The organism is Thermaerobacter nagasakiensis, from assembly GCF_055396825.1.
Genome location: NZ_AP043740.1, coordinates 2,619,633 through 2,646,442 on the forward strand (window position 1 = coordinate 2,619,633; position 26,810 = coordinate 2,646,442).

The 26,810-nt window shown below is 74.6% G+C and carries 21 protein-coding genes; 12 read left to right on the forward strand and 9 right to left on the reverse strand.

Annotation, left to right across the window (positions count from 1 at the left end):
• Positions 1 to 61: 61 nt before the first annotated feature.
• The 3 genes from ACZ5T9_RS11080 to ACZ5T9_RS11090 form a co-directional block, all read right to left on the reverse strand.
• The gene (locus ACZ5T9_RS11080; RefSeq protein ID WP_464833134.1) at positions 62 to 1,693 is read right to left on the reverse strand and encodes a hypothetical protein; all 1,632 of its coding nucleotides are present in this window, start codon (positions 1,691 to 1,693) and stop codon (positions 62 to 64) included.
• Between the two features lie 307 nt (positions 1,694 to 2,000).
• On the reverse strand, positions 2,001 to 2,843 hold the full coding sequence (locus ACZ5T9_RS11085) for a LysM peptidoglycan-binding domain-containing protein (protein ID WP_464833135.1): 843 nt from the start codon (positions 2,841 to 2,843) through the stop codon (positions 2,001 to 2,003).
• 111 nt (positions 2,844 to 2,954) lie between these two features.
• Positions 2,955 to 3,878, reverse strand: coding sequence for a DUF554 domain-containing protein (locus ACZ5T9_RS11090; protein ID WP_464833136.1), 924 nt, complete (start codon positions 3,876 to 3,878; stop codon positions 2,955 to 2,957).
• Positions 3,879 to 4,052: 174 nt separating this feature from the next.
• Here ACZ5T9_RS11090 and ACZ5T9_RS11095 point away from each other — a divergent pair, with 174 nt between their 5' ends.
• From ACZ5T9_RS11095 to ACZ5T9_RS11110, 4 genes are all read left to right on the forward strand, one after another.
• Positions 4,053 to 4,364, forward strand: coding sequence for a hypothetical protein (locus ACZ5T9_RS11095; protein ID WP_006904227.1), 312 nt, complete (start codon positions 4,053 to 4,055; stop codon positions 4,362 to 4,364).
• A 488-nt stretch (positions 4,365 to 4,852) separates the two neighbouring features.
• Complete coding sequence (locus ACZ5T9_RS11100) at positions 4,853 to 7,042, forward strand: heavy metal translocating P-type ATPase (RefSeq protein WP_464833139.1); 2,190 nt, start codon at positions 4,853 to 4,855, stop codon at positions 7,040 to 7,042.
• A 152-nt stretch (positions 7,043 to 7,194) separates the two neighbouring features.
• Positions 7,195 to 7,740: a Fur family transcriptional regulator gene (locus tag ACZ5T9_RS11105; protein ID WP_006904229.1), complete on the forward strand. Its 546-nt coding sequence runs from the start codon at positions 7,195 to 7,197 to the stop codon at positions 7,738 to 7,740.
• Positions 7,741 to 7,775: 35 nt separating this feature from the next.
• Positions 7,776 to 8,186 carry a YerC/YecD family TrpR-related protein gene (locus tag ACZ5T9_RS11110; RefSeq protein ID WP_464833140.1) on the forward strand — a complete coding sequence of 137 codons (411 nt, stop codon included), beginning with the start codon at positions 7,776 to 7,778 and terminating at the stop codon, positions 8,184 to 8,186.
• A 368-nt stretch (positions 8,187 to 8,554) separates the two neighbouring features.
• On the opposite strand, the gene ACZ5T9_RS11115 is transcribed toward ACZ5T9_RS11110, so the two are convergent.
• The 5 genes from ACZ5T9_RS11115 to solA all read right to left on the reverse strand — a co-directional run bounded on the left by ACZ5T9_RS11115 (position 8,555) and on the right by solA (position 15,098).
• Entirely contained in the window at positions 8,555 to 10,369 is a 1,815-nt protein-coding gene (locus ACZ5T9_RS11115) for an ATP-binding protein (RefSeq protein ID WP_464833141.1), read from the reverse strand.
• A 535-nt stretch (positions 10,370 to 10,904) separates the two neighbouring features.
• Entirely contained in the window at positions 10,905 to 12,029 is a 1,125-nt protein-coding gene (locus ACZ5T9_RS11120; protein ID WP_464833142.1) for a DMT family transporter, read from the reverse strand.
• The gene (locus ACZ5T9_RS11125) at positions 12,016 to 13,005 is read right to left on the reverse strand and encodes an ornithine cyclodeaminase family protein (protein WP_464833143.1); all 990 of its coding nucleotides are present in this window, start codon (positions 13,003 to 13,005) and stop codon (positions 12,016 to 12,018) included. The genes ACZ5T9_RS11120 and ACZ5T9_RS11125 overlap by 14 nt, the downstream gene beginning before the upstream one ends.
• Complete coding sequence (locus ACZ5T9_RS11130; RefSeq protein WP_464833144.1) at positions 12,987 to 13,961, reverse strand: DMT family transporter; 975 nt, start codon at positions 13,959 to 13,961, stop codon at positions 12,987 to 12,989. Before ACZ5T9_RS11130 ends, ACZ5T9_RS11125 begins: the two co-directional genes overlap by 19 nt.
• A 3-nt stretch (positions 13,962 to 13,964) precedes the next feature.
• Positions 13,965 to 15,098, reverse strand: coding sequence for an N-methyl-L-tryptophan oxidase (gene solA, locus ACZ5T9_RS11135; RefSeq protein WP_006904234.1), 1,134 nt, complete (start codon positions 15,096 to 15,098; stop codon positions 13,965 to 13,967).
• Between the two features lie 335 nt (positions 15,099 to 15,433).
• Here solA and ACZ5T9_RS11140 point away from each other — a divergent pair, with 335 nt between their 5' ends.
• The 8 genes from ACZ5T9_RS11140 to hisI all read left to right on the forward strand — a co-directional run bounded on the left by ACZ5T9_RS11140 (position 15,434) and on the right by hisI (position 25,483).
• The gene (locus ACZ5T9_RS11140) at positions 15,434 to 16,846 is read left to right on the forward strand and encodes an ATP phosphoribosyltransferase regulatory subunit (RefSeq protein WP_464833145.1); all 1,413 of its coding nucleotides are present in this window, start codon (positions 15,434 to 15,436) and stop codon (positions 16,844 to 16,846) included.
• Positions 16,847 to 16,895: 49 nt separating this feature from the next.
• On the forward strand, positions 16,896 to 17,681 hold the full coding sequence (gene hisG, locus ACZ5T9_RS11145; RefSeq protein ID WP_464833147.1) for an ATP phosphoribosyltransferase: 786 nt from the start codon (positions 16,896 to 16,898) through the stop codon (positions 17,679 to 17,681).
• Positions 17,669 to 20,704, forward strand: a complete 3,036-nt coding sequence (gene hisD, locus ACZ5T9_RS11150; protein WP_464833149.1) for a histidinol dehydrogenase — start codon at positions 17,669 to 17,671, stop codon at positions 20,702 to 20,704. The genes hisG and hisD overlap by 13 nt, the downstream gene beginning before the upstream one ends.
• Entirely contained in the window at positions 20,701 to 21,420 is a 720-nt protein-coding gene (locus ACZ5T9_RS11155) for an imidazoleglycerol-phosphate dehydratase (protein WP_464833151.1), read from the forward strand. The genes hisD and ACZ5T9_RS11155 overlap by 4 nt, the downstream gene beginning before the upstream one ends.
• Positions 21,421 to 21,673: 253 nt before the next feature.
• Entirely contained in the window at positions 21,674 to 22,666 is a 993-nt protein-coding gene (locus tag ACZ5T9_RS11160; RefSeq protein WP_464833153.1) for a glutamine amidotransferase-related protein, read from the forward strand.
• On the forward strand, positions 22,644 to 23,597 hold the full coding sequence (gene hisA / locus ACZ5T9_RS11165) for a 1-(5-phosphoribosyl)-5-[(5-phosphoribosylamino)methylideneamino]imidazole-4-carboxamide isomerase (RefSeq protein WP_464833154.1): 954 nt from the start codon (positions 22,644 to 22,646) through the stop codon (positions 23,595 to 23,597). The genes ACZ5T9_RS11160 and hisA overlap by 23 nt, the downstream gene beginning before the upstream one ends.
• The gene (gene hisF / locus ACZ5T9_RS11170; RefSeq protein WP_464833155.1) at positions 23,591 to 24,436 is read left to right on the forward strand and encodes an imidazole glycerol phosphate synthase subunit HisF; all 846 of its coding nucleotides are present in this window, start codon (positions 23,591 to 23,593) and stop codon (positions 24,434 to 24,436) included. Before hisA ends, hisF begins: the two co-directional genes overlap by 7 nt.
• Before the next feature lie 96 nt (positions 24,437 to 24,532).
• Positions 24,533 to 25,483 (forward strand): phosphoribosyl-AMP cyclohydrolase, encoded by a 951-nt coding sequence (gene hisI, locus ACZ5T9_RS11175; protein ID WP_464833156.1) that lies wholly within the window; start codon positions 24,533 to 24,535, stop codon positions 25,481 to 25,483.
• A gap of 269 nt (positions 25,484 to 25,752) precedes the next feature.
• Here hisI and ACZ5T9_RS11180 read toward each other — a convergent pair whose 3' ends face one another.
• Positions 25,753 to 26,682 carry a proline dehydrogenase family protein gene (locus tag ACZ5T9_RS11180; protein WP_464833157.1) on the reverse strand — a complete coding sequence of 310 codons (930 nt, stop codon included), beginning with the start codon at positions 26,680 to 26,682 and terminating at the stop codon, positions 25,753 to 25,755.
• Positions 26,683 to 26,810: the final 128 nt, after the last annotated feature.

Below are 26,810 nucleotides of genomic sequence, written 5' to 3' on the forward strand. Positions count from 1 at the left end.
CGCCCCGGCCCCCCCGCGTGCACCCCCCGAGTCCAGCCAGTGCAGATCGTTGCCCTCTTCGTTACGGGGTCCGGCCTTCCTGCCCGCCCTCCCCGCCGCCGTCCCGGGACTCCCAGCGCTCCCGCGCCGCCCGGATGGCACCGCGGGTCAGGGCCGTGGCATCGGTGGACCGGTCGCCCGGCGGCCGCCCGTAGATGCCCGCCGCGGCTTTGCCCTGGGGAAAGGAGCGGGGCCGCAGGGTCGCCGTCAACCGCGGGCGGGGCCGCAGTTCCGCCGCCGCCTCCAGCCGGTGGCCGCCGGCGGCATCCCCAAGGGGCGCCTCCCCCGCCCGATCCTGCCCGCCTCCACCTTGCTCCTGCTCGCCCGCGCCGGGGCTTGCGGCCGCCGGGCGCGCCTCGGGGTTTCCCGCGGGCTGCCCCCCGGCCACCTGGCTGCGGGGAACCACCTCGTGTCCGGCCCAGGCCTGCAACATGACCCCCAGGTTCTCGCGCACGCTGCCGGCGGCGTTGGGGCCGGTGGCCGCGGCCAGGGCCGCCTCGGGCGTCAGCGGCACGGGGGCACCCCCCACTTCCTGAACCATCGCAGCAGGACCCGTCTCGGAGGAACCGGCAGGCTCGCCGGGGCCCGCAGGCCCGTCCCCGGGAGCGGGTTCCCGCTCGGCCCCGTCGCCGGGGCCGGCGACTGCCGGCGCCCTGGCCGGGGCCGTGACGTCCGCGGCCGGGTCCCCGCGCCCGGCGGCCGGCGCTCCAGGCCCGGCCTGCGCCGGGACGGGACCGGTCATCCCTTCCCCGGGTTCACCCGCCGCTTCCCAGCGCACGGTACCCGCGGCCACCCCGGCCGGGCGGGTCCGGGCAACGGGCTTTCCCTGGGAGCTGGGGGACGGCCGTTGGGTCAGCTGCCGGGCCACCTGGCGGTCGACCCGGCCCTCCGACGGCCGGGCGGGCAGGTAGCCCGCCGCCGCAGGCGCCCCCTGCTCGCCCAGGGGCAGAAGCTCGCGGGCCGCGGGGACGCGTTCGACCCCCTCCCGGCGCAGGGCGGCCGGGTCCGACGGCGCCTGCAGCTGCTCGCGCTCCGGTGCCAGGGGTTCCGCAAAGGCGGCGCGGTGGCTGCCGCGGTTGGGCTTGCCGTAGAAGAGGTCCGGCCGCCGCACCCACAAGGACTGGCGGATGTCGTCCTTCTGGTTGGGACCCGGTCCCGTCACGGTGCCGGTTTCGCCCGCCACGCCGCCGCCCGTGCCGCCGCCGGCGCCCGGCCCCGAGGTTCCCATGGACCCCGTGCGGTTGGCACCCGCCCGTCCCGGTCCCGGCGTCCCATCGGCTCCCGCGCCCTCGAGCCGGTAGGCCGGCAGGGGAATGGGCCCGGTGGGCCGGCCGCCCGCCCGGGCGGCCCGCAGGCCGATGGGCCGGGCTCGCAGGGGCTGGGGCACCATGCGGCGACGCCCGCCACTCTCCGGGGTCCTGGGCTGATCCCCGCCGCCGCCACGGCCCGCCGCCTCGCCGCCGGCGGCGCCGCCCGCGGCGCCCGCACCGGCGGCCCCGCGCGCGGCGCCCGCCTCCCGGCCGCCGATCCCGCCCGCCGCCGGCACCCCCGCCCGCCGCGGTTCGGCAGCCGCCCGCTCACCCCCGGCAGGTCGCGGGGTCGCGGGGCGGCGGGGCGACCGGTCTTGACCGTTGCCGCCCGCTCGGTTCGCCATGCTCTCCGCTCCTCCACCCTCCGGCCATGGCGGCTCGGAGCCGCGCACGGCGGCTCGGAGCCGCGCCGGAGGGGATTGTTGGGGACGGGGACGAGCCGTCCCCTTTCCTGGAGGGAGTATGCCCCGGCGGCTCCCGGGGGGCGCCGCCGCCCCGGAAGAAAGCTGCCGTCCCGGCCCGGAAGAACGCCGCCGCCACGGAAGAAAGGCAGCGAGCCCGGCCGGTTCCGCCCGGCCGGGCTCGCTCGCCGGAGGCTGCGCATGCCGGGGTCGCGGCGGGGGCGGCCGGAGGGCGGCCCCGCCCGCCGGTTCATCCCCCTGCCGGGACGCACACCACCTCGCCGGGCCAGATGCGGTCCGGGTTGGTGATCTGCGGGTTGGCGGCGACGAGGTCCTGGAGCTCCACGCCAAAGCGCTGGGCGACCTGGAACAGGGTGTCCCCGGGCTGGACCACGTACAGGATGCCCGTGCAGCCCGCAGGCGCCCGAGGTACGCACACCACCTGGCCGGGCTGGATCTGGTTGGGGTCCGCCAGCTGGGGGTTGGCGGCAATCATGGCCTCCACGGGCACCCCGTTGCGCTGGCCGATGGTGAACAGGGAGTCGCCGGGCTGCACCACCACCAGCCGGCCGCCGGGGCAGCCGGGGGGCGCCGAAGGAATGCAGATCCACTGCCCGGGCACGATGCGGTCGGGGTCGACGATCTGGGGATTGGCCAGGATCACGGCCGCCAGCGGAACGCCGTACCGCTGGGCCAGCAGGAACAGGGTGTCCCCCGGCTGGACCTGGACCGGCTGGCCGCCGGGGCACGGCGGCACGCCTTCGGAGGCGCCGCCCCGGGCTGCGGCCTTCTCCGGGCCCGGCCCGGCCGGAGGCGCCGTCTCACCGGCGGGAGCGGCGGGCGCCGGGCCAAGCTGGGGCACGGGCTCCTGGGGCGTGCCCCCTTCCGCCGGGGCCGCGGGGGCGGGTGGGTTCCCGCCGCGGGTCGGGGCGCCTCCCGCCAGGCCCCCTTCAGGCGCCGGGGGGTTGCCGCCGCGGGCCGGCGCGCCGCCGGCCAGGCCACCTTCACCGGACGGCTCCGGCGCCGGAGGATTGCCTCCCCGGGTGGGGGCACCGCCGGCCAGGCCGCCTTGATCGGGGTTGCCGTCAGGCATCGGGTCGATACCTCCTCCACGCTGCAAAGGCTCGCTGGGGGAGTGCTCCTTTCACCCTACGCCGCAGCAACCCGTTTGGTGTCCCCGCAGGCGGCGCCGCGCCCCGCCCGGTCATCCCTGGCCGGCCAGCCGGGCCAGCAGCGGGGCGAAGACCAGGGCAGGCAGGAAATTGGCCACGGGCAGCCGCCGGATGTCCAGCAGGCCCAGGCCGATCATGACCACCAGCGCCCCGCCCGCCGCGGTCAGCTCGTTGAGCATGGGCTCGCTGATCCACGGGCTGATGAACCCGGCCAGCAGGGTCAGGCTCCCCTGCACCCCCAGCACGGTGAGGGCGGAAAGGGCCACGCCCGGCCCCAGGGCAGGGGCCATGGCCAGGGAAGCAAAGCCGTCCAGGGTGGCCTTGACCGCGAGCAGCTGGTAGTCGCCCGCCAGCCCGTCCTGGAACGAACCCAGGAAGGTCATGGGTCCAACGCAGAAGAGCAGGCTGGCGACAATGAAGCCCCGGGCGATGGCGCCCTCGCCCCCCGCCTGCAACGGGCCTGGTCCCGCCTGCGGGTGACCGGCCTCCGGGCGGCCGCCCTCCGGGCCGGAACCGGCGGGGACGACCGCCGGCCCCGGCCCGGCACCAGCTCCGGTTCCGGCCCCCGGGCCCGTCCCCGCCGGCGTTCCCGCCGCGGCCACCGCCAGCGGGACTTCGGCCGGCTCGGGGCGCCCGGCCCGTCCGGCCGCCACGGCCGGCCTCGTGCCCCGGGATGCCCGGAGCAGGGCCCGTTCCACCGTCCGGCCCATGGCCTCCAGCCGCCCGTCCAGGTCCAGCGCCGTCCCCACCAGCCCGCCGGCCAGCACCGAGCCCAGAACGATCAGGATGTTCCCCGTCGCCCGCGCCATGTCCAGGCCGATCAGCAACGTGACGACCCCCAGGCCTCCCGTCAACACCTCCCGGGTCCGGGCGGGCAGCCGCGAGCCCAGCCACAACCCCAGCCCCGAGCCGGCCAGCACCGTCACCACGTTGATCAGGGTCCCCAGCCCCTTCATCGGCGCCCCTCTCCCTGCAAGATCGTGGAATGACAACAACGTAGCACGCGGCCGAAGCAGCTTCTAGAGGGCCGGCCGGTCGTCCTGCCCGGCAGCTGGCGGCCTGCATGGACCTCATGGTATCTTCAATGTCGATGCATTCCCCGCAGGGTGGGCAACAAAGGCGGTGACACCGTGACGGCAGGGAAGACGCCCACCAGGGCTCACCGGTTCTTCCTTCGGGTCGAAGGGTTGGGCCCGGCCCGCCTCCGGCTGCTGGCCGCCGGGCTGGCCGCGGCGGCGGCACTCTTCCTGGTTTTGATGATGCTGGTCCTGGAGAGCGTTCCCAACCCGTGGCTGCGGGCACCCCTGGTCCTGGTCACCGGCGGGTTGATGAGCGCGGCCGGGCTGGCGCTGGGGGCCGTGGCGTACGAGCTGCGGTACCGGCAGCACCGCCCGAACCGGTCGAACCCGGCCGGCGGCGCCGGCGCCCGGGCGGCATCGTGAAAGGATGCCGCCGGTTGATCGTCAAGCCGGCGCCACCCGCGCTGCACCACAGGAACACCGGATGATGTTCTTCAGCGGGGCCGGCCCCTGGGCCGGCCCCGGCTTCTTCCCCGGCCCTCCACCGGCAGCTCGGCTTCCCCTTCCGCTGGGACGGGCGCCCGCCCCTGTTTCCGGTCCCGGCCGATCCCGGCCGTCCCGGGCCTCCGCCCGGGTTCCCGGGTGGCCCCTGCGCGGAACGGGTGCCGGCGCGGGCGCCAAGGGTGGCCCTTTCCTTCGCCGGGCCGGACCGGCAGCACACCCACCCGTTGACCGGCGGCAGACCCAAATTTTATACTCATTACAAAGTTGGACACAGTATCAACAAATGCGACTGGAATTCAGTTTCAAGAATCCTGCGCCAGCCCGCAGCCGGCGGGACGACCGGCCGCGGCACCACCTATCCGGGTGTGGCAACAAGCGCGGAGGCTGGCTTGAAGGAGGCTTTCGACGTGGCCCGTTCCCCGGCAGTCCCTGAGGCGGTTCACGACGAACAGGCAACCCGCCGGCGAGCCATTGCGGCGGGGCCGGCCGGCGTCACCGGGACCGGTGCATCCCGGGCCGCCGGGGCCGAAGCACCGGCCGCTCTCCCAGGGCCGGTTCGGGCGGCGGTGCCTGCCGGCCGGGAGCGGGCCGGGACACCCGGGGGATCGGCCGGATCCGGGGAGGCGTCCGGCCCCGCTGCGGCTCCGCGGCCCCGCTCCCGACCGGAAGAACCCGGCTTCTGGGCGCGGCACCACCTGGCGGTGTTGACGGCGGCCACCCTGGCCTGCCTGCTGGCCGGCGTGGCGGCCGAACGGCTGGGGGCGCCCCCGGCCGCCAGCCTGTTCTTCTACGTGGCAAGCTACCTGGCCGGCGGCACCCCGGCCGCCCTTTCGGGCCTTGCGGCCCTGCGCCAGCGGGTGATCGACGTAGACCTCTTGATGGTCCTGGCGGCCCTGGGGGCGGCGGGGCTGGGTGCCTGGGAAGAGGGCGCCACCCTGCTCTTCCTTTTTTCCCTGAGCAATGCCCTGCAGTCTTACGCCATGGACCGCACGCGCCGCGCCATCCGCGCCCTCATGGACCTGGCGCCGGAAACGGCCCGCCGTTTGCGGCCCGGCGGCACCGAAGAGGAGGTGCCCGTGGAAGACCTGCGGGTAGGCGACGTCATCGCCGTCCGGCCGGGCGAGCGGATTCCCATCGACGGCCGGGTGCGGGCCGGCCGTTCCACCGTGGACCAGGCGGCCATCACCGGCGAGTCGGTGCCGGTGGCCAAGGGTCCCGGCGACGAGGTGTTCGCCGGCACCATGAACCAGCTGGGCGGTCTGGAGGTGGAGGTGACCCGGCCCGCCACCGACACCATGCTGGCGCGCATCGTCGCCCTGGTGCAGGCGGCCCAGGAGGACCGCTCCCGCACCCAGCGCCTGATCGACCGCATCGAGCAGGTCTACGCCACGGCGGTGGTGGCCGTCGCCGCCCTGGCCGCAGGGCTGCCCCTGCTCTGGGGTGCCGACCCTGCCCAGACGATCTACCGCGCCCTGGTCCTGATGGTGGTGGCCTCGCCCTGCGCCGTGGCCATCAGCGCGCCGGCGCCCGTCCTGTCGGCCGTGGCCAACGCCGCCCGCCGCGGGATCCTGCTCAAGGGCGGCCGCTACGTGGAGGAACTGGCCTCCGTCCGGGTCGTCGCCTTTGACAAGACGGGCACCCTGACGCGGGGCGAACCGCGGGTGACCGACGTGGTGCCCCTGGGCGGCGCCACCCGGGAAGCCGTGCTGCAGGCAGCCGCCACGGCCGAGCGCCTGTCCGAGCACCCCCTGGCCCGGGCGGTCCTGGCGGCGGCCGCCGCCGAGGGAATCACCCCCGCCGAAGCGGAGGACGCCCAGGCGGAGCCGGGGTTCGGGGTGGCGGCCCGCTCCGGGCTTGGCCTGGCCTGGGCCGGCAGCCCGGAGTTCGCCCGCCGCCACGGCGCCGACCCCTCGGCGGCCGAGCCCGTCATGGAGCGCCTGGCCCGGGAAGGCAAGACGGTCCTGCTGGCCGGCGTGGGCCCGAACCTGCTGGGCTGCATCGCCGTCCAGGACACGCCCCGCCCGGGAGCCCGCGAGGCCGTAGCCGCCCTGCGCCGGGCCGGGCTCATCCCCGTCATGCTGACCGGCGACCGCCCGGAGGTGGCCCGGGTCATCGCCGCCCAGCTGGGCATCACCGAGGTCCGGGCGGGCCTTCTGCCGGAAGGCAAGCTCCAGGCGGTGGACGAACTGTCCCGCACCCTGGGACCCGTGGCCATGGTGGGCGACGGCGTCAACGACGCCCCGGCCCTGGCGCGGGCCCGGGTGGGCATCGCCATGGGTGCCGCGGGCACCGACGTGGCCCTGGAAACGGCCGATGTGGTGCTGGTCAGCGACGAGATCGAGAAGCTGCCCTTCGTGTTCGACCTGGCCCGACAAGCGACGCGGACCATCTGGCAGAACCTGATCTTTGCCTTGAGCGTGATCGTGGTCCTGGTGAGCCTGACCCTGGTGGGGCGCCTGGGGCTGGCCCTGGGCGTGCTGGGGCACGAGGGTAGCACCGTGCTGGCCATGCTCAACGGGCTACGGATGCTGGCCGTGCGGCCGGCGAGGCACAGCGCGGCGGCGCCGGCGGAAGTCAGCGGGAGGACGGGCTCTTGACCCCCTTCCGAACGCCAACCTAAGATCAAAATAGGATCTATTTAGAGTTGCAACTATTTTATCGGGAATCGCAGAATTTCGCGGCCTTCGATGCCAGGACGGGATCCAGCGGCCCGCGGGGCCGCAGCGGCCGGCGAAAGGTTGTGAGCGCGATGGCCCTGGCCATGGACGAATTCCGGCGACTTCTGGCAGATCGCGGGTACCGGGTGACGGCCCAGCGCCTGGCCATCTACGAGCTGCTGCAGGAGAACGCGCGCCGTTCCCACCACCCCAGCGCCGAAGAGCTGTACCAGCAGGCCCGGGAGCGCTTCCCCATGATCAGCCCGGCCACGGTGTACAACACCCTGGAACTTCTGGTCGAACTCGGCCTTGCCAGCCAGCTGGGCTTCCCGGGGGATGTGCAGCGCTACGACGGCAACCCCCACGCCCACGCCAACGTGCAGTGCATCGACTGCAAGGCCATCTTCGACGTCGATGCCGGCGCCCTGGAGGGCATCGGCCAGCGGGTGGCGGAGCGCTCGGAGTTCGTCATCCTGGGACAGCGCTTCGAGTTCTACGGGATCTGCCCCCGGTGCCAGGAGCGGCGGGCTCGCGACGGCCTGCCCGCGACGGGGGACGCGGCCACCGCGGGCGGTGGGGAGACGGCCGGCCCCCAGCAGTCCGGCAACCCTGATGCGGTGCTGCCCAAAGAAGCCTGACCGGCAGCCGGCCGGACCGGACAGGAGGAGCCCCAGTGGCCTACCAGTCCCGCCTACAGCACCCCCGGGTCGATCGACTCTTCGAGGCCATCCTGTCCCTGGAGAATCTGGAGGAATGCTACCGCTTCTTTGAGGATCTCTGTACCGTGGGGGAGATCCAGTCCCTCGCCCTGCGCTTCGAGGTGGCGCAGCGCCTGGCCCGCGGCCAGACCTACGAGCAGATCCAGCGGGAGACGGGGATGAGCTCGGCCACCATCAGCCGCATCAACCGCTTCCTGCATTACGGTGCCGACGGCTACCGCCTGGTGCTGGAACGGCTGGACCAGCGGCAGCGCGGGGGTGCGGGCCCCGCTGGCAACGCCCGCTCTGAGAGCACGCCTCTCCCTGGTGCGACGGACTCCGGCGGCGCCTCCGGCCCCTCCCCGGCAGGCGCCAGCGGGGAATGAAGCGGCGGCCCGTGCGGGCGTGCCCCTCCTCGAAAGCCCCCGCCGCCCCATGTTGCTGCTGGAACCCCGCGCTGTTACGGCCATGTCCGTCGATTGAGAAGCTCGGTAACATCCCGCGGCGGTTTCGCTGCCGCGATTACCGGAAGGTCTTCACGGAGCGCCTTCCGGGACTTCGCCCCCGGGCGCGCCGGACGGAGCGCGCCGAAGCGCAGTTGTGATGTTGGCCATTATTGTCCAATGCCTGACGGGGTGTGTCGGCGTAAGGGTGCCCGCTGATCCCCTGCGATGGCCATTGCAGCACGAGGACTTTGGCGCCTGGCCGCACCGCGCCGCACGGCGGAGGGCCCATTGCGGACACAATTTGGACACTATTTGGACGACTGCGCATTCGTTTTGGACGAATCCATATTTTTGGACTGCCGGACATAAAATGCGCCCTTGCCCCGGCCTCGCATGGCCAATTCGCCACGGGCGACTAGGCGAGCAAGGAGGTTCCGAGCCTGGTGCGACGCGAGGCGGCAGAGCTCTGCCACCTCGCGTCGTGTAATGCGCCCGTGTCGGTCGACGTACTGCAGCACCATCTGTTCCTGCTGCAACGGCTCGAAACCCCGCTGGCGCACGTAGGCCGCCTTGTCGCCGAGCCTCCGGTAGGTGGCGGCCGAAAGGTGCCATGCCCGTCCACGTGCTTGGCCGCGGCCCTCGACGAGACCAGCCTCGACCAGGCGGTTCATCGCGGCACGGGCCTCGGCGGCGGGTTTCTGAATGAGCCGGGCGGCTTCATCGGTTGTCATGGACCGTTCATGCCAGAGGGTGTTGAGGATGAGCAAGTCGTCAAGGCCCAGGGACCGCCCCGCCTGCTTTTCCTCGACCACTAATTGAATGAATTCGAGGTTCGCCTGCCCGCCCGGAAGCACCAACACGACACCCGTCTCGTTGCTGCGCTCATACGACGGGGCTGGCCGGCCATTGCGCAGCTGTTCGGAGAAGATAAGATCGATTCCGCGCGCGGTGCGCTCGACGATGCCAGCACGCTTGAGGGCATCGGCGAGCAGAGGATTGCGAGGCCGCGGCGCGGTGACCAGGAGGTTGTCAAGACGCACCCCTTCGGGGAAGCCGCCCGGGCTAAACACTTCAAGGCGGTCCTCGTACCACTGGATGTGGACCGCGCCCAGACGCGTGTAGTCCCGGTGGATGAGAGCGTTGGCCACACCTTCCCGGAAGGCGGCGGGCGGGTAGTCGGGTACCCCGATGCGCAACATGCCGACGAGCAGTTCCTGCTCGCGGTTGAGCGCTCGGAAGCGGGCCTCAATTTCGTCTAAGAGCCGTAGCAGCGGCCAGCGGAAGAAGTCGTTGACCTCCACGGCCTGCCCGCGGAGAACCTGGAAAGCCACCTCGTGGGTCGGGAGCAGCCGGCGCAGAGCGTCCTCTGTGCCAAAGAGCAGCAGCCCGAGGACGCGAACCTTCAGGGCATGCTTTTCGCCCTCCACCGCCCCGAGCACCTTGGCCAGCTCGAGATCGGAGAGCGCCAACAGGCTCTCGTCGCTTCGGCCGCGACGTTCGCGAATGCTGCGGCGCAAACGCTCGAACTCAAGCGGGTCGAGGTCCTCCCAGCGCACCTCGGGAACGACGAGGGCGGAGTAGTCCAGCTGCCCCAGGCTGGCCTGCTGTGCATGCATTTCATGGAAGAACATGGGCACGCATGCAGGACGTCCGTCGCCGCCAACTGCACGACGTAAGTAGCGGCCGTCACTGGTGGCGACGGGCGTGCGAGAGGGCGGCACCTCGATGGCTAACACCTGCAGCCCGTCCAGCTCGACGGGGTGGATGCGCACGGAGAGCGAGGGGCGCGTACGGTTGGCGATGAGAGCCGTAAGACGTGCCGGGTCTGAGTAGGCGGCGTCCCTGCGAGGCTGTACGCCCGTCACCTTGCCGTCGTCGTCCACGCCAAGGAGCAACCAGGCGGGGTGGTGGCCCGTACGGTTGGCGAGGCATACAATGGCATCAATGAGATCCCTGTCAGTAAGGGGGGTACGCCCCTCAGATTTGAACTCAATGTCCAACGTTTCTCCTGCGGCGATAAGCCGCCTGAGCGTCTCTGGCGTCATGGCAGCCTCCGTGCTTTCGTCGTGCCCATTGTTCGACGTGAGCGCCGAGAAAAGGCGCGCGGCCTGCACGGTAACCACTCATCCTTACCATATGGTACCACGCCTCCAACACAAGAGCCCCAGACTGCATCAAGCTTCGGTAGGTGGATCCCCCGACCCATGTTCCGGTCACGCCACAGAAAGGCCGGCCAGATGCCGCAGCGCCCTCACCCACTCGCGGTCCGCATGGGGTCCGTAGAGCGCCTCTACCCCTCAATCGCACCGAGCCGCCGCACGTTCGCGTCGGCCACGATGCCGTCCCAGTGGTTCTTTCACGTACTGCTTCAGCTCTTGGACGCGGTCGCGGTCGTCCCCCTGCGCCCGCCGGCGAGCCGGCGCGTGCAAAGTATTGTCGCGGGAGGCAGTCCCGCAACCAGGAAGGCGTCGATGGCGTCATTCAGGATGCCGCTTGTTTCCTTGTCAAGTTCCTTGTCACTTTCCTTACCAAACCAAACCGTATCGGGACCATCAAAGGCCACCCACCGGGCCCGGGCCACTCTGTCGCTGCACCACGGGCAACCCCAGGTGCGGTTCCGCTCGTCCTGCGGCCTTGACGGGTTCCTTCACAGCTTGATCAGAGCCGCTTGCCGGGGCCGGGCTCCACCGCCGCCGCGCTGGCAGCGCCGCCCCCGCCGGCCGCACCGCCCGCACCCGCCGTTCCCGCCGCCCCGGCCGCGCCCCTCAGCCGCTCCGTTTCCCGTCCCGCCGTCTGGGTGGCGACGAACAGGCCCGCCAGGGTCAGCGCGCCGCCGGCCAGTTCGACCCCCGAAGGCGCCTCACCCAGGAGCAGCCAGGCCAAGAGGGACGCCCCCACCGGCTCGCCCAGGATCGACACCGACACCACGCTTGCCGGCACCCACTCCAGCGCCCAGTTGAGCACGGTGTGCCCTCCCAGGGTGGGTACCACGGCCAGGGCGACGAAGAGCAGCATCTCGCGCCAGGGGTACGGGCCGAAGGGAGTGCCCGTCAGCGCCAGCCCCGCGGCGATCACCAGCGAGGCCACGCCGTACACCAGGGTGGTGTAGGGCATGACGGGGAGCACCTGCCGCACCCGGCGGCCGATGAGGATGTACCCGGCGAAGAACCACGACCCCGCCACGGCCAGGAAGTTTCCGTAGAGGGCGGTCCCGCCCGCGGCCAGGTCACCCGCCCCCGCGCCGGCGAAGGTCACCACGGCCACGCCGGTCAGGGCCAGCAGCGCGCCCAGCAGCCGCCGGGCGGGCACCCGCTCCCGCAGGAGCCAGGCATCGGCCGCCATCACGTAGAGCGGGTGGGAGGTGACCAGCAGGACCGAGGCGGTCACCGACGTGTAGCGCAGCGAGGCGATCCAGGTGAGGAAATGGCCCGCCAGCAGCACGCCGCTCAGGACGCTGGCCCAGAGCAGGCGCGGCGACAGCCGCCGGACGCGGCCGGCATCCCGCCAGGCCCAGGGCAAGAGCAGCAGCGTGGTCAGGGCCATGCGGTAGAAGGCGATGACGGCGCTGGGTGCCTGGGAGTAGCGAATCAGCACCGACGAAAAGGAGATGGCCAGCACGGCTCCGGCCAGGGCCAGCAGGGGTGCCAGCGGGTGCACCGGCCCTGCGCCCCCGCCGGGGCCGGGCGGCCTCCCCTGGCGCGGGGCGGCCTGGCGGCCGGCGTTGAGACCGGCCTGGCGGCCCGACTTGGGACCGGCCTCGAGCCCCCCCTTAAAGCTCCACATCCTGCCCCACCCCCAGCTCCCGGGCCCGCTGCCACGCCCGGACCGCCGCGTACAGGTCCTGGGCCGCCAGCCCGCAGCTCTTGAACAGGGTCACCTGGTCCGGACGAACCCGGCCGGGGTGGGCGCCGGCCAGCACCTCGCCCAGTTCGACCAGATCCTGGGGCTCAAGGACGCCGGCCTGGAGGGCGTCGATCAGCTCCCCCGCCTCCTCCCCGGCGGCCTGGCGCTGGTCGACGAAGACCGGCCGGCAGCGGGCCACCAGGTCGCGGCCCAGCTCCCGCATGGCCGGGCGGAAGCTGCCCACGGCGTTGATGTGGGTCCCCGGCGCCACGTCCGCCGCGTCCAGCAAGGGAGCGGTGCTGCTGGTGGCGGTGCAGATCACGTGGGCCCCCCGGGCGGCCTCGGCAGGGGTGCCCACCACCACCGGTTCGACCCCCGGGCCCAGGCGGCCCTCCAGCCAGCGGGCCAGGGCCTCCGCCCGCTGCCGGGTGCGATTGTAGATGCGTACCTGGCGGATGGGGCGCACGGCGCACACCGCCAGGACCTGGTACGGCGCCTGGGCCCCTGCGCCCAGCACGGCCAGCACCGTCGCGTCTTCCCGGGCCAGCGCCCGGGTGGCCGCGCCGCTGGCGGCGCCGGTGCGCAGGGCCGTCAGGGTGGCTCCCTCCATCACCGCCACGGGCTGCCCCGTGGCCCCGTCCAGCAGGATCACCAGGCCGCCGATGGCCGGCAGCCCCCGGGCGGGGTTGCCGGGGTAGACGGAGACGGTCTTCAGCACGGTGTAGTTCAGCTCCGGATCGTGGGCCGGCATGAACAGGGTGGTGCCTCCGGCGGCGGGTGCTTCGACGGCCAGCCGCAGGGGCATGGCCACCCGGCCGGCGCTGACGGCGGCAAAGGCGGCCGCCATGGCATCCACGGCCTCCGCCATGGGCAGGCAGCGCTCGACGGCGGCGGCGTTCAGCCAGCGGACGGGCACGGGCGTTCCGCCTCCTTTCCATCAGGGGACCCCCGGCGCCGGCCCCGGGGACCATGACCCTCCGGCCCGCCGGTGGCGCGGGCGGCGGCCCGCAAGCTCAGCCCCTCCTGGGCCAGCCACCCCGCCAGCAGGACCAGCACCGCCCCGGCCCCCTGGCCGGCCGAAAGGCTCTCCCCCAGCACCAGCCAGCCTAAGAGGGCCGCCACCACAGGCTCCACCGTGGCCACGATGGAGGCCGTGGAGGCCGGCACCCACTGCAGGCCGGCGGTGTACAGGCGATAGGCCAGGAAGGTGGGTCCCACGCCCAGCAGCAGCACCCACCACCAGACCGCCGGCGACCAGGCCAGGTCCAGCAGGCGCCCGGGCGGCAAGGCCGCCAGCAGCACCAGGGCGCCGATGCCCAGGGTGTAGACCACCACCGCCGCCGGGTCCAGGTCCCGCAGGGCCACCTTGCCGAAGATGCTGTAGAGGGCATAGGTCAGACCCGCCAGCAGGCCCACCGCCACCCCTCCCCAGCGGATCCCGGCCGACGGGTCCGGCGCGCTGACCAGCACCACGCCCGCCAGGGCCACGGCCAGGGCCAGCAGCCGCCGGGGCCCCAGGGTCTCCCCCAAAAACAGCCGGGCCAGCAGGGCGACGAAGACCGGCGCGGTGTACAGCAGCACCGCCGCCACGGCCACGGGCAGCATCCGCACCGCCCAGAAGTAGCTCAGGTAGAACAGGCCGACGCTGATGGTCCCGTAGGCGCCCAGAAGAAGCCAGCGGCGGCGCGGTACGGCCAGGGCCACCCCCTGCCGCCGGGCCACCGCCAGGGCCAGCACGAAAGCGATGGCGGCCCGAAAGAACACCACCTCGCCGGGCTGGGCGCCCTCGGCATACGCCAGCCGGGCCACCACACCCAGGGTCCCCCACAGGGCGGCCGCGGCCAGCACGTAGGCCATCCCCCGTAAACCCACGGGCTATGACCTCCCCTGCCCCGCCCGGAACCGGCCGGGGTCGAAGAGGGCCAGGTCGCGCCGCTCCTTGCCTTCCACCAGGTCCGCTACCGCCTCCCCGATCACCGGGCAGAACTTGAACCCGTGCCCTGAAAACCCCGCCGCCAGCAGGACCGCGGGATGATCGGGATGGGGACCCACCAGAAAGTGCAGGTCCGGGGTGTTGGTATAGAGGCATACCGCCGCCCGCCGGGGCTCCGGGTCCAGCAGGGGCAGCCGCCGGGCCAGCAGCCGCTGCACCGGCTCGATGTCCTCCGGCGTGACCTCCCGGGGGAGGCGGTCGGGATCCCCCCGCTGGCCGCCGTGATGCAGGCCGGCCTTGATGCCCTCGCCGTTCAGGCCGGGCAGGCCGTAGAGGGCCGGCTCGTCCCCCCGGTCCCAGATGAAGACGGGGAAGTTCTCCTCGAACCAGTCGGGCCGCTCCGCCGGCCGGAACCACAGGCTGACCTGGCGCTCCACCTCCATGGGGAAGAACCCGCCCAGCAGCTTCGGGTTCCAGGCGCCGGCCGCCAGCACCAGGCGCTCCGCCTGGTAACGGCCGGCGGTGGTGCGCACCGACACCGACGACGGCCCGGCCACCCAGGATTCCACCGGCTCGTTCAGGCGCAATTCCGCGCCCGCCGCCCGGGCCAGGCGGAGATGGGCCGCCACGGCCTTTTCGGGGAACAGCACGCCCGCGGCCTCTTCGTACACCGCCACCTCGTGGGGTTCCAGCCGGAAGGCGGGGAACCAGCGGCCCACGTCCTCCGGGCTGAGCATGCGGTAGGAAAGCCCGTGGCGCCGGGCGCTCTCGGTGCTGCCCGCCACGATGGCCGAGTCGGGGGTCCCGATCATGAGGCCGCCGGTCTTGACCAGCAAGGTCTCGCCGGCGTCCCGCGCCAGCGCCTCCCACAGCTCGTACGCCCGCAGCAGCAGCGGCACGTAGGCCGGGTCTTCAAAGTAAGCCTGCCGGATGATCCGGCTCATGCCGTGGGACGAACCCGCATCATGGGGCGGGGCCAGGCGGTCGAGCCCCAGCACCCGGCGGCCACGGCGGGCCAGGTGGTACGCGATGGCGCCGCCCATGCCGCCCAGGCCCACTACGATCGCGTCGTACACGGAGCATGCCTCCCTGCTTGCCGGCCGCGGGCCCGCTCAAGCGCCGCGGGACCGGTTGCAGTGGCAATTCCCCACCGCGGGCCCGAACCCTTTCCCGTGCAGCCGGAAGCATGATCCAGGATCCGCCAGCCCGTGCCAGGCCGGCGCCCTCGGCTCCCCGGGCCGGCGACTCGCCGCCGCTCCCGTCACCCGTCTCCTCCGCGCCACCCCGGCACCATGGCGGTGGCGAAACGGCACCGGCTGGGGTTGCCTCCGCTTCTTTATCGTGTTAAAGTGCTAAAGAACTGAAGCAAGCGGGATGCTCGCTGCAAGGCGCAGCAAGGAGGTCGCCCGGTATGCCACCCGTCCCCCTCACCCTGCCGGCGGCCGCCGGGGCACCGGCAGCCCTGGCCGCCGACCCGGCCGAGGAAACCCGCCGCCGCCTGGCCGGGCGCTTTGCCGCCTGGGGTTACCGGCGCATCCGCACCCCCCTCTGGGAGGAGGCCCGGGACGAGCTGCTGGTGGTGTTCCCCGAGACCGCCCTGTGCCGTTTCGTCGATCCCGCGGGCAGGGTGCTGGCCTTGCGCCCGGACCACACCCTGGCCGTGGCCCGCTGGGCCGCGTCGCGCTTGGACGGGGCCGATCCCTGGCGGCTCTATTACCTGGACCCCGTCTTCCGGCGGGATCCGCGGGACGGGCGCTTCACCGCGGTGACCCAGGCCGGTGTGGAGCTGCTGGGCTCGCCGGCGCCGGAGGGGGACGTGGAGATCCTGGGCCTTCTGCTGGAGGCCCTGGATGCCCTGGCGGCACCGGGAACGGCCGCCACGGCCTCCGCCACCGCCACCACGGAAGCGACGGTGGAGGCGGCCGCAACCTTGAAAGCGGCGGCGGGGGCGGCCGCGGCGCTGGAGGCAGCGGGACCGGAGGGCATCCCCTTCCCCGCCCGGGTCGCCGTGGGCCACACCGGCGTGCTGCAGGACTACCTGGCGGCCACCGGCCTGGACGAACCCGCCGCCGCTTCCGCCCTCGCGGCCCTGGCGCGCCGGGACCGGGTCGCCCTGCGCCGGCACCTGGAGGCGGCGCTGGGGGCAGGCAGGGCTACGGAGAGCTATCGCTTCTTGACCGGCAGCTTTCCCCTCCCCGACGCTCTGCAGCGGCTCGAACAGCTGGGGACGGCACCGGCGGCCGAGCTGGCCGCCGTTCTCCGGGCGGCCGGCCGCTATTTCCCGGCCGCCGCCCAGCGCCTGCGGTTCGAGCCCGGGCTGGTGCGGGACCTCGAGTACTACACCGGACTGGTGATCGAGGTGTTCGCGGGCTGGCGGCGCATCGCCGCCGGAGGGCGGTACGACGGCCTGCTGGCCCGCCTGGGTGGGCGGGGACCGGCGGTGGGGGTTGCCTTCGATTTGGAGGCGGTGACCGAGGCGGCCGGTCCGCCCGAGGGCCCGGGCCCCGGCGCCGGCGGCCTCCCGGCGGGCCGGGTGCCCGGGGCGGTCCCGCCGGAACAGCTCCCGGGAAGCGGCCCGGGGACAGAAGGGCCCGTAGCGGGAGCCATCGACTATCTGGTGGCGGGCCCGGCGGGTGACGAGGCCGGCCGCCTGTGGGCGGAGGCGCGCCGCCTGCGGGAGCAGGGGGCGTCGGCGGTGGTCCTTTGCGGTGCCTCCTCGGAAGAAGAGGCGCTGGCCGCTGCCCGCCGGCGGGGGTGCCTGCGCCTGCTCTGGCTGGACGGGCGCCGCCGGGTCCTGCGCATGGCCCGGCCCGCCGCCCGGTGACGGGCGCCCTCGTGACGGGCAACGGTGCGCACCCAGGAGCGATGCCTGAATGCGTTATTTACCTGGAGATTCCCGGGCCGGGGGTGAGCGGCCCCTCACCCTGGCCCTGCCCAAGGGGCGGATGCTGGCGGAGGTGGCCGCCCTCTGCGCCCGGACGGGCATTGCCGCCGCGGCTTCCCTGGCCGCGGGCGACGACCCGGAAGCCCTGGTGCTGGACGATGAGGCCAGCGGCGTGCGGCTCCTGCTGGTCCGCCCGGGGGACGTGTGGAGTTACGTGGCCTTCGGTGCCGCGGACCTGGGCATCACCGGCAAGGACGTGCTGGAGGAGAAGGCCGGCGACGCCCGCGGCGGCCGGCTCGACCCGACCGGGGTGGTGGAACTGGCCGACCTGGGTGCCGGGGCCTGCCGCATGGTAGTGGCCGGCCCGCCGGCGGGGGCCGGGCTCTGGCCCTGGCGCCGGCTGCAGGCAGGCCGGCTGCGGGTGGCGACCAAGTACCCCTCCTGCGCCCGGCGGGCCCTGGGCGGCGGCCCGGCGGAGGTGGAGGTCATCCCCCTGGCCGGGTCGGTGGAACTGGCGCCCCTGGTGGGCCTGGCCGACGTGATCGTCGACCTGGTGGCCACGGGCCGCACCCTGAGGGCCCATGGGCTGGTGGAGTACGAAGTACTCTTCCCCAGCACCGCCCGCCTGATCGCCAACGAGGCCAGCCTGCGGCTGCGGGAAGAGCGCCTCCTCCCCCTGGCCGAGGGGCTGGAGGCGGCCGCCCGGGGGACGCCCGCCCGGCAGCCGGCCGCCCAGGGGGCCGCCGCGGGGAGGGAAAGCCCATGCGCCGGTTGACCCCGGCGGAGCTTCTGGCCGAACTGGACCGGCGCCAGCCCTTCGCGCCCGAGGTCCGCGAAGCGGCCGAGGCTATCGTGGACGACGTGCGCCGCCGCGGGGACGAGGCCCTGCTCGAGTACACCCGCCGCTGGGACGCCCCCTCCCTCACCCGCGAGGAGCTGCTGCTCCCGCCCGAGGCGCCGGCCCGGGCGCTGGCGGGCCTGCCCGGCGCCTTGCGGGCGGCCCTGGAACAGGCCGCCGCCCGCATCGCCGCCTACCACCGCCGGTTCGTCCCCCAGAGCGTGGCCTGGACCGACGAGGCCGGCAACCGGCTGGGCCGGGTGGTGCGGCCTCTGGACCGGGTGGGCCTCTACGTCCCCGGCGGGCGGGCGGCCTACCCCTCCACCGTCCTCATGGCGGCCCTGCCGGCGCGGCTGGCCGGAGTCCGGGAGATCCTGCTGGCCACGCCGCCCCGCCCCGACGGGACGGTGCCGCCGGTGGTGCTGGCGGCCGCCGCCCTGGCGGGGGTCGACCGGGTGATCCGGGCCGGCGGCGCCCAGGCCATCGCCGCCCTGGCCTACGGGACGGAGACGGTGCCGGCGGTCGACAAGATCGCCGGGCCGGGCAACGCTTACGTGACGGCCGCCAAGGCGGCGGTGGCCCACCGGGTGGGGATCGACTCCCTGGCGGGCCCCAGCGAGATCGTGGTGGTGGCCGGCGACGGGGCAGACCCCGCCTGGGTGGCCGCCGACCTGCTGGCTCAGGCCGAGCACGATCCCCTGGCGGTGGTGGGCTGCCTGAGTCCCGACGGGGCGCTGCTGGAAGCCGTGGCGGCGGAGCTGGACCGGCAGCTGGCCGGGACCCCCCGGGCGGCCATCGCCGCCGCCGCCCTGGAGCGGGGATTCCTGGTGCAGACCGCCAGCCTGGCGGAAGCGGTGGAGCTGGCCGGGCGGCTGGCCCCCGAACACCTGAGCCTGCAGGTGCGGGATCCGGAGCGGTGGCTCGGGCAGGTGCGGGCGGCCGGGGCCGTGTTCCTGGGCTCGTACGCCCCGGTGGCGGCCGGCGACTACGCCGCCGGGACCAACCACATCCTCCCCACGGGCGGTGCCGCCCGGTTCCAGGCGGCCCTGGGCCCGGAAGCCTTCGTCCGCACCATCCCCTTCTTCGCCGGCTCCCGGGAAGGGGTGCGGGCGTGGGCGCCGGCCGCACGGACCCTGGCCGAGGCCGAGGGGCTGCCCGCCCATGCGGCCAGTGTCGCCCTGCGGGAAGAACGGGCCGGCGGCGGCGAACCCGGGCCGGCGGGAAGCCGATCGGCCGGCAGCGCCGGCAGTTCCGCCCTGGCCCGCACCGGCGGGCCTGGGTCGGCCGGCGGTCCTGCCCCTGGCCGCAGCGAGGCCGGGGCGGCGGGCGGCAGCCGCCCGGCCGTGGCAGGCCCCGGCCCCCGCGGCGCGGCGGGCTCCCCGGGAGCCGATCCGGCCGGAGATCCCCGCAGGGGCCCGGCTCCGGACGGCGGCCCGGCCCCGGAGGGTGCTCCGGCCGCGGCCGGCTCCGGGCTGGCGGGGGCGAGCCTCCCGGCGCCCGTTCCGGCGGTCCCCGCCGGGTACACCGTGGCGGACAGGCCGGCCCCCATCAAGCTGGACGCCAATGAAGCGGAGCCGTGGCCGGAAGAGCTTCGCCAGGAGCTGGTGAGGGAGCTGGCACGGGCCCTGGAGGACGGCGCTCCCCACCGCTACCCGCCCCGGCTGCTGCGGCAGGCGGTCCGCTCCCTGGTGGCCGGCTACGCCGGGGTGCCCGAGGAGGCGGTGGTGCTGGGCAACGGCTCCGACGAGCTGGTGCAGGCCGTGCTGGCCACCATCGGCCGGCGCTGCACCGCCGCCGTGGCGCCCTCGCCCACCTTCGGCTACTACGCCGCGGCCGCGGCGGCCGCCGGCGTGCCCTACCGGGCGGTGCCCGTTCCACCCGAGCGGGCCGTGGAGCTGGACGACCTGGTCCCCGTGCTGGACGCCCTGCCGGGCCAGAAGCTGGTCTTCCTGTGCCGGCCCAACAACCCCACGGGTCTTTCCTGCTCCCCGGAGGTGGTCGAGGGGCTGCTGCGCCGGTCCGACCTGTGGCTGGTGGTCGACGAGGCGTACGCCGAGTTTGCGGGCGAGAGCATCCTGGACGGCCTCGGCCGGACGGCGCCGGCCGCTTTAAGCGGCGCCTTCGATGGCGCCTTCAGCGGCGCCTCCGGCGGCGCCTTGAGGGACTCCTCCGGTACCGCCTCGAGGGGCGCCTTCAGCGGCACCGCCCGCGGCGCCTTCAGCGGGCACCCCGGGGGATGGGCGCCGGAGCGCCTGGTGATCCTGCGCACCCTTTCCAAGGCCTTCGCCCTGGCCGGCGCCCGGGTGGGCTACGCCGTGGCCGCCCCGCCGGTGGCCGCCGAACTTGGGCGCTGGCTGCAGCCCTACAATCTCAACACCATGTCCCTGGTGGCCGCCCGGGTGGCCCTCCAGCACCGGGCCGTCTTCCTCGAGCGGGCTGCGGCGACCCGCCGCCGGCGGGAGCGCTTGAGGGAGCAGCTGTCCCGGCTGCCCGGCCTTGTGCCGCTGCCCTCCCAGGGAAACTTCGTGCTCGTGCGGGTGGAAGAACCGGCCGGAACCGGAGGCGAGGCCGGTTCCGGGCGCGGCGCCGGCGGGCAGGCCGGCACGGCTGCCGGTGACCAAGCCGCCGGTCGCGGTGGGCGGGCCGGCGCCGGCAGCGGTGCAGGGACCGGCGCCGAGGCCGGCTCCCGCACCAGCCCGGGCCGCCCCGGCGCCCCCCCGGCCCCCGACCCCGCTCGGGCCGCCGCCCTGCAGGATGCCCTGGCCGCCCGGGGCATCGCCGTGCGGTCCTTCCCCTGGGAGCCGTCCCTGGCCGGTTACCTGCGGGTCACGGTGGGGACGGAGGAAGAGAACGCGGCCCTGCTGGATGCCCTGGCGGCCGCTCTCGCCGGCCTTGGGCGCCAGCCCCTGGCCGCTCCGGACGGGTCCGGCCCCTCGCAACGGGGAGGGAGCCCGGCATGACCGGGATGGAACGTCCAGGGATGGAACGTCCAGAAGCACAACGTCTCTTGCCAGGCCGTGCCGAGGAGGCCGGCCCGGGCGGGGCCGGAGCGGCAGCCGCCGAGGCGAGCCCGGTCGGTGCCGGCGGCCGGCGGGCCCTGGTGGAGCGGTCCACGCGGGAGACCGCCATTCGCTGCCGGATCGACCTGGACGGGACGGACCCGCGCCCGGCCGCCCGGATCGAAACGGGGATCCCCTTTTTCGACCACCTGCTCACGGCCTGGTCCGTGCACGGGGGCTTCGGCCTGGACCTGCTGGCCCGGGGCGACCTGGAGGTGGAAGGCCACCACACGGTGGAAGACACGGGCATCTGCCTGGGCCGGGCCCTCCGCCAGGCGGCCGCCGGCTACGGCGCCGTGGCCCGCTTCGGTGCGGCCTACGTGCCTATGGACGAGGCCCTGGCCCGGGTGGTGGTGGACGCCAGCGGCCGCCCCTACCTGGTCTGGGCGGTGGAGGTGCCGCCCCGCAGCTTCGGCGCCTTCCACACCGAGCTGGCCGAGGAGTTCTGGCGGGCGGTGGCCGTGGAGGCGCGCCTGACCCTGCACGTCGACCTGCTGCGGGTCCGCAACGCCCACCACGGGCTGGAGGCGATCTGGAAGGCCGCCGGCAGGGCCCTGGCCCAGGCTCTCGCCCCGCGGCCGGGGGGCCCCCTCTCCACCAAGGGCGTGCTGGAGTAGAGCCGGCCCCAGGGTGCCGGCGGGCACCCTGGGGCCGGCATCCCGGGCCGGACGGTCAGGCAGTCCGCGGGAAACCCGCCGGCCGGGCGGACGGCCGGACCGGGTGGGAAGGACGGGCGGGTGGGAAGGACGGGCGGGCGGGTGCCGCCCGGCGGGTGGGCGGACCGGTCCGGCTGGGCGGTGGACCGGTCTGGCAGGCCGGGGGAATGCCGGGGAACGCGCCCGCGGCACCGACCGGCAAGGAGGCAGCAGCATGGCGCAGCCGTACGTGGCCATGGTCGACTACGGAACGGGCAACGTGCACAGCCTGGGCAAGGCCCTGGAGCGGGCCGGCTGCCGGACCCGCCTCACCGCGGACCCGGACGAACTGGCCCGGGCGGCCGGGGTGGTCCTGCCGGGCGTGGGGGCCTTCGGCCCCGCCCGGCGGCGGCTGGAGGCCCTGGGCCTCATCCCCGTGCTGCTGGAGCGGGTGGCGGCGGGGCGGCCGCTGCTCGGCATCTGCCTGGGCATGCAGCTTCTCTTTGAGGGGAGCCGGGAGGACGGCTGCTGGCCCGGCCTCGGCCTGCTGCCCGGCTGGGTCGAACCCTTCTCCACCCGCCTGGCGGTGGCCGGGGTTGCAGCGGCGCCGCGGGAAGCGGCGGCCGCCGGGGACCCGGTGGCGCCTGGGGACGGCGCGGCCGCCGGGGGCGGAGCGGAGGCCAGGGGCCCGGGAGCGGTGAGGGGGGCAGGAGCCAGGACCAGCGACCCGGAAGGGCGGAGGGGAGCCGCGGGTGACGTCGGGGCACCCGAAGGCCCCCTCAAGGTGCCCCACATGGGCTGGAACCGGGTCGCCGTCCCGCCGGGCAGCCACCTGCTGGCGGGCCTGGGCGGCGCCTTCTATGCCTACTTCGTCCACTCGTACCGGGTGCCATGGCCGCCGGCGGGCTCGCCCGGGCCGGCCTCCTCTCCCCTGCCCGCGGCGGTGGCATCCGGGCCGCCGGCATCGGCCGGTCTCGCGCCGGGCTCCCCGGCGGCAGGCCGGCACCCGGCCGGAGGATCCTCCGGCGCCGGGTCCTGCCCTGCGCCGGCACCGGCTTCCGCCGGGATCCTGTGGGCCCGGGCGGACTACGGCGGCCCCTTCGTGGCGGCGGTGGAGGCCGGCCCGGTGCTGGGCACCCAGTTCCATCCGGAGAAGAGCGGGCCGGCCGGCCTGCGCATCCTGCGGAACTTTGGAGCGATGTGCGGTGCTTGTGATCCCAGCCCTTGACCTGCGGGGCGGCCGCCTGGTCCGCCTGTGGCAAGGCGACTACCAGCGGGAGACGGTCTACGGGGACGACCCGGTGGCCGCCGCCCGGGCCTTCGCGGCCGCCGGGGCGCCGCGGCTCCATGTGGTGGACCTGGACGGGGCCCGGCAGGGGCGGCCGGTCCACCAGGCGCTGATCCGGCAGCTGGTGCGGGCGGTGCCCGTACCGGTACAGGTGGGCGGCGGCATTCGCGACGCCGCCACGGCCGCGGCCTATCTGGAAGACGGCGCCGCCGCGGTGATCTTCGGCACCGTGGCGGTCCGGCAGCCCGAGGTGGTGGCCCAGGTGGCGACCCGTTACCCGGGCCGGGTGCTGGCCAGCCTGGACCTCAAGGAGGGGCGGGCGGCGGTGGACGGCTGGACCGCGGCGGGCGAGCCCCCGGCGGCACTGCTGGAGCGCCTGAGGGCCGCCGGGGTGACGGAGGTCATCGTCACCGACACCGGCCGCGACGGTACCCTGGCCGGGGTCGACCCGGCGGTGTTCGCGCCCTTCCTGCGTGCCGGCTTGCGCGTGATCGCCGCGGGCGGCGTGCGGGACGTGCACGACGTGGTCCGGCTGCAGCAGGCCGGCCTGGCGGGGGTCATCGCCGGGCGCGCCTTGTACGAGGGCACCCTGGATCTGGCGGCGGCCCTGGCGGCCGTGCGGGAAGCGGGCAAGGCCCCCGGCCTTCTTCCCGGCGGGACCCCGGTTCATGAGGCAGGCCGGGAACCCGTCCCGGCCCCGGGCCGGGACGAGGGGCGGAGCATCCGCCCGGCCCCGGGCCATGGCCCAGGCGACACCCCGTGGCGGGCCGCGGGCCGGGGCCCAGGCGACACCCCACACCAGGAGCCCGGCCGCAACCCAGGCGAGGCATCCCCCGAGCCACCGGACGCGGGAGGTGGCACTCCATGCTGACCCGGCGCATCATCCCCTGCCTGGACGTGGACCGCGGGCGGGTGGTCAAGGGAATCCACTTCCAGGGCCTCCGGGATGCGGGGGACCCGGTGGAACTGGCCCGCCGCTACGATCGGGAGGGTGCGGACGAGCTGGTCTTCCTGGACATCAGCGCTACCGTCCAGGGCCGCGAGACATTGGTGGAAGTGGTCCGCCGGGTCGCGGCGGAGGTCTTCATCCCCCTGACGGTGGGCGGCGGGGTGCGGGATTGCGAGCAGATCGCCCGCCTCCTGGCGGCGGGCGCCGACAAGGTGGCCATCAACAGTGCCGCGGTGGCCCGGCCCGAGCTGGTGGCCGAGGCGGCGGAGCGTTTCGGCCGCCAGTGCATCGTGGTGGCCATCGACGCGGGGAGGAACCCGGCCGGCCCCGGCACGGGCGCTGCCAGACCGGACACGGCCAACCCGGACGCGGGCACCGGCGCCCCTGCCGCACCCCGCTGGCTGGTCTACACCCACGGCGGCCGCCGCCCCACGAACCTGGACGCGGTAGCTTGGGCCCGCCGCGCCGCCCGGCTGGGCGCCGGCGAGATCCTGCTGACCAGCATCGACGCCGACGGCACCCGGGACGGGTTCAACCTGGAGCTGACCCGGGCGGTGGCGGATGCCGTGCCCGTGCCGGTGATCGCGTCGGGCGGTGCCGGGCGGCCCGAACACTTTGCGGAGGTGCTGGTCCGGGGCGGGGCCGATGCCGCCCTGGCGGCGTCCATCTTCCACTGGCAGCAGGTGAGCATCGCGGAGGTCAAGGCCTTGCTGGCGGCCCGGGGCGTTCCGGTGCGGCTCGAACAACCTCAAGTCGCCTGACCAACCAAACACCCTGGAGGCGGCACGAAGGCAACCCGCCCTCGGGCGGCATGCGCCTTCGGCAACGGGCGTCTCGAGAAACGGCAGGTGGGCAGCATGGCAGACCGAGAGCGGGCCGGTGATCGCGGAGGTGCGGTGGAGGGCCCGGCGCCCCTTCTTCCATCCGGTCATCCCCTCCCTGAATCCGGGCACTCCCTGCTCGAATCCGTGGGCTTTGACGAGCGGGGGCTGGTGCCCGTGGTGGTCCAGGATGCGGAGCGGGGCGACGTGCTGATGCTGGCCTATGCCAGCCGCGAGGCGCTGGCCCGCACCCTGGCCGAGGGCCGTGCCTGGTTCTTCAGCCGGTCCCGGCAGCGCCTCTGGCGCAAGGGCGAGACGTCGGGCCACACCCTCCGGGTGCGGGAGGTCTGCATCGATTGCGACGGCGACGCCGTCCTCTACCGGGTCGAACCGGCGGGTCCCGCCTGCCACACCGGGGAGCGCAGCTGCTTCTACCGCACGGCCCCCGTCCCGGCGGCCGCCCCGGCCGCCGCCTCGGCTGCTGCTCCGGCGGGGGCCCCGGCCGACGGCGCGGTTTCCCCGGGTGGCCCTGGCGGCCGCGAAACCCCTTCTCCCGCGGGGGCTCCGGCAGCCCCGGCTCCCTCAGGAGCCCCGGCGGCCCCAGCGTCCCCCGCGGCCCCGACAGCCCCCGCACCCACCGCGGGGGCCCAGGCCGCCGCGGCACCGGCTGAGGCCCGCGCCGGAGCGCCGGAGGGGTCCATCGCCCGCGAGCTCTCGCGCCTGGAAGCCGTGATCCGGGAGCGGGTCCGGGAGCGGCCGGCGGGATCCTACACCACCCAACTGCTGGAGGCCGGGCTGCCCCGCATCCTGCAGAAGGTCGGCGAGGAAGCCGTGGAGACGGTGGTGGCCGGCGGGCACCAGGACGGCCACCGCCTGGTGGAAGAGGCGGCCGATCTCCTCTACCACCTGACGGTCCTCCTGGTGGTGCGGGACGCGGGCTGGAATGCCGTGGCCGCGGAGCTGGGCCGCCGGGCCGCGGCCAGGTGAGCGCCGGGCGAGGGTCGCCGGCCCGCGACGTCGGGCCGGGGCCGGGGCCCACGGCGGTCGAGCCCCAGCCGGACCGGGGTCGCCTTCCGCGGGCCGCCGCCGCGGGCCTTGGCAGGCTGCAGGCCCGCCGGCTGCGGCACGGGCCGTCCCAGGTCCGGTCATCGCAGGATCGGCGGTCCGAGCACATCAATCCCAGACCCGCGTTCCCGGGGTCGGCGACGGGCCACGGCGGGCGCCGAGCCTGGCACAGGGCAGGCGCAGCGGGTCGCCTACCCGCGGATCAGGTTCCGCAGCACGAACCCCACGTTGGCCGGCCGCTCGGCTAGGCGGCGGACGAAGTACCCGTACCAGTCCCGCCCGTAGGGGATGTAGACCCGCATCCGGTAGCCCCGGTCCCGCACCTGCCGCTGCAGCTGGGGCCGGATACCGTAGAGCATCTGGAACTCGAACCGGTCGCGGGGGATCCCCCGCTGCTCGATGAACTGCAGCAGGTCCTCGATCAGGACGTCGTCGTGGGTGGCGATGGCGGCGTAGTCGCCCCGCTCCAGGTGCCGCTGCACCAGCTGCCGGTAGTTGCGGTCCACGTCGGCCTTGTCGGGATAGGCCACCGACGCCGGCTCGTTGTAGGCCCCCTTGACGAACCGGATGTTGGGGTGCAGAGCGGCCAGGTCCTCCAGGTCCCTGGCCGAGCGGTAGAGGTAGGCCTGGAGGACGATCCCCACGTCCCGGGTCCCGAAGGTCTCCCGCAGGCGGCGGTACAGCCGGAGGGTCTTTTCGGTGTAGGGCGAGTCCTCCATCTCGATGCGGACGAACCGGCCCGCCGCCGCCGTCTGCTCAAGGATGCGGCGGCAGTTGGCATAGGCGAGCTCCTCGTCCACCTCGAGGCCCATCTGGCTGGGCTTGATGGAGATGTAGGCGTCGATGCCGCGTTCTTCCAGCGCGGCCAGCAGCCTCAGGTACTCCTCCACCGCCTCGGCGGCGGCTTCCGCCCGGGTCACGTGCTCGCCGAGGAACTGGATGGCCAGCGGAAACCCTTCCTGGTTCAGCTGGCGGGCCACGGTCAGGGCGGAATCCAGGTCTTCCCCCGCGACGAACCGGGACGCGCCCAGGCGCATGCCGTAGCGGGTGACGAAGCGGGTCACGGCGGGGTTCCCCGCCACGAAGAAGATCAGCTGGCGGCTCCAGTGGGGTTCGGCCACAGCGATACGCCTCCGGCTTCGTGGGATGGGTGGTGGATGGCCCCCGCCGCCTTCTCCGGCCCGGCGGCGGCCGCCCGGGGCCGGGGGCCTGTCCGGGGCTCACCAAGGCGATTGTACGGCTTTTTGCG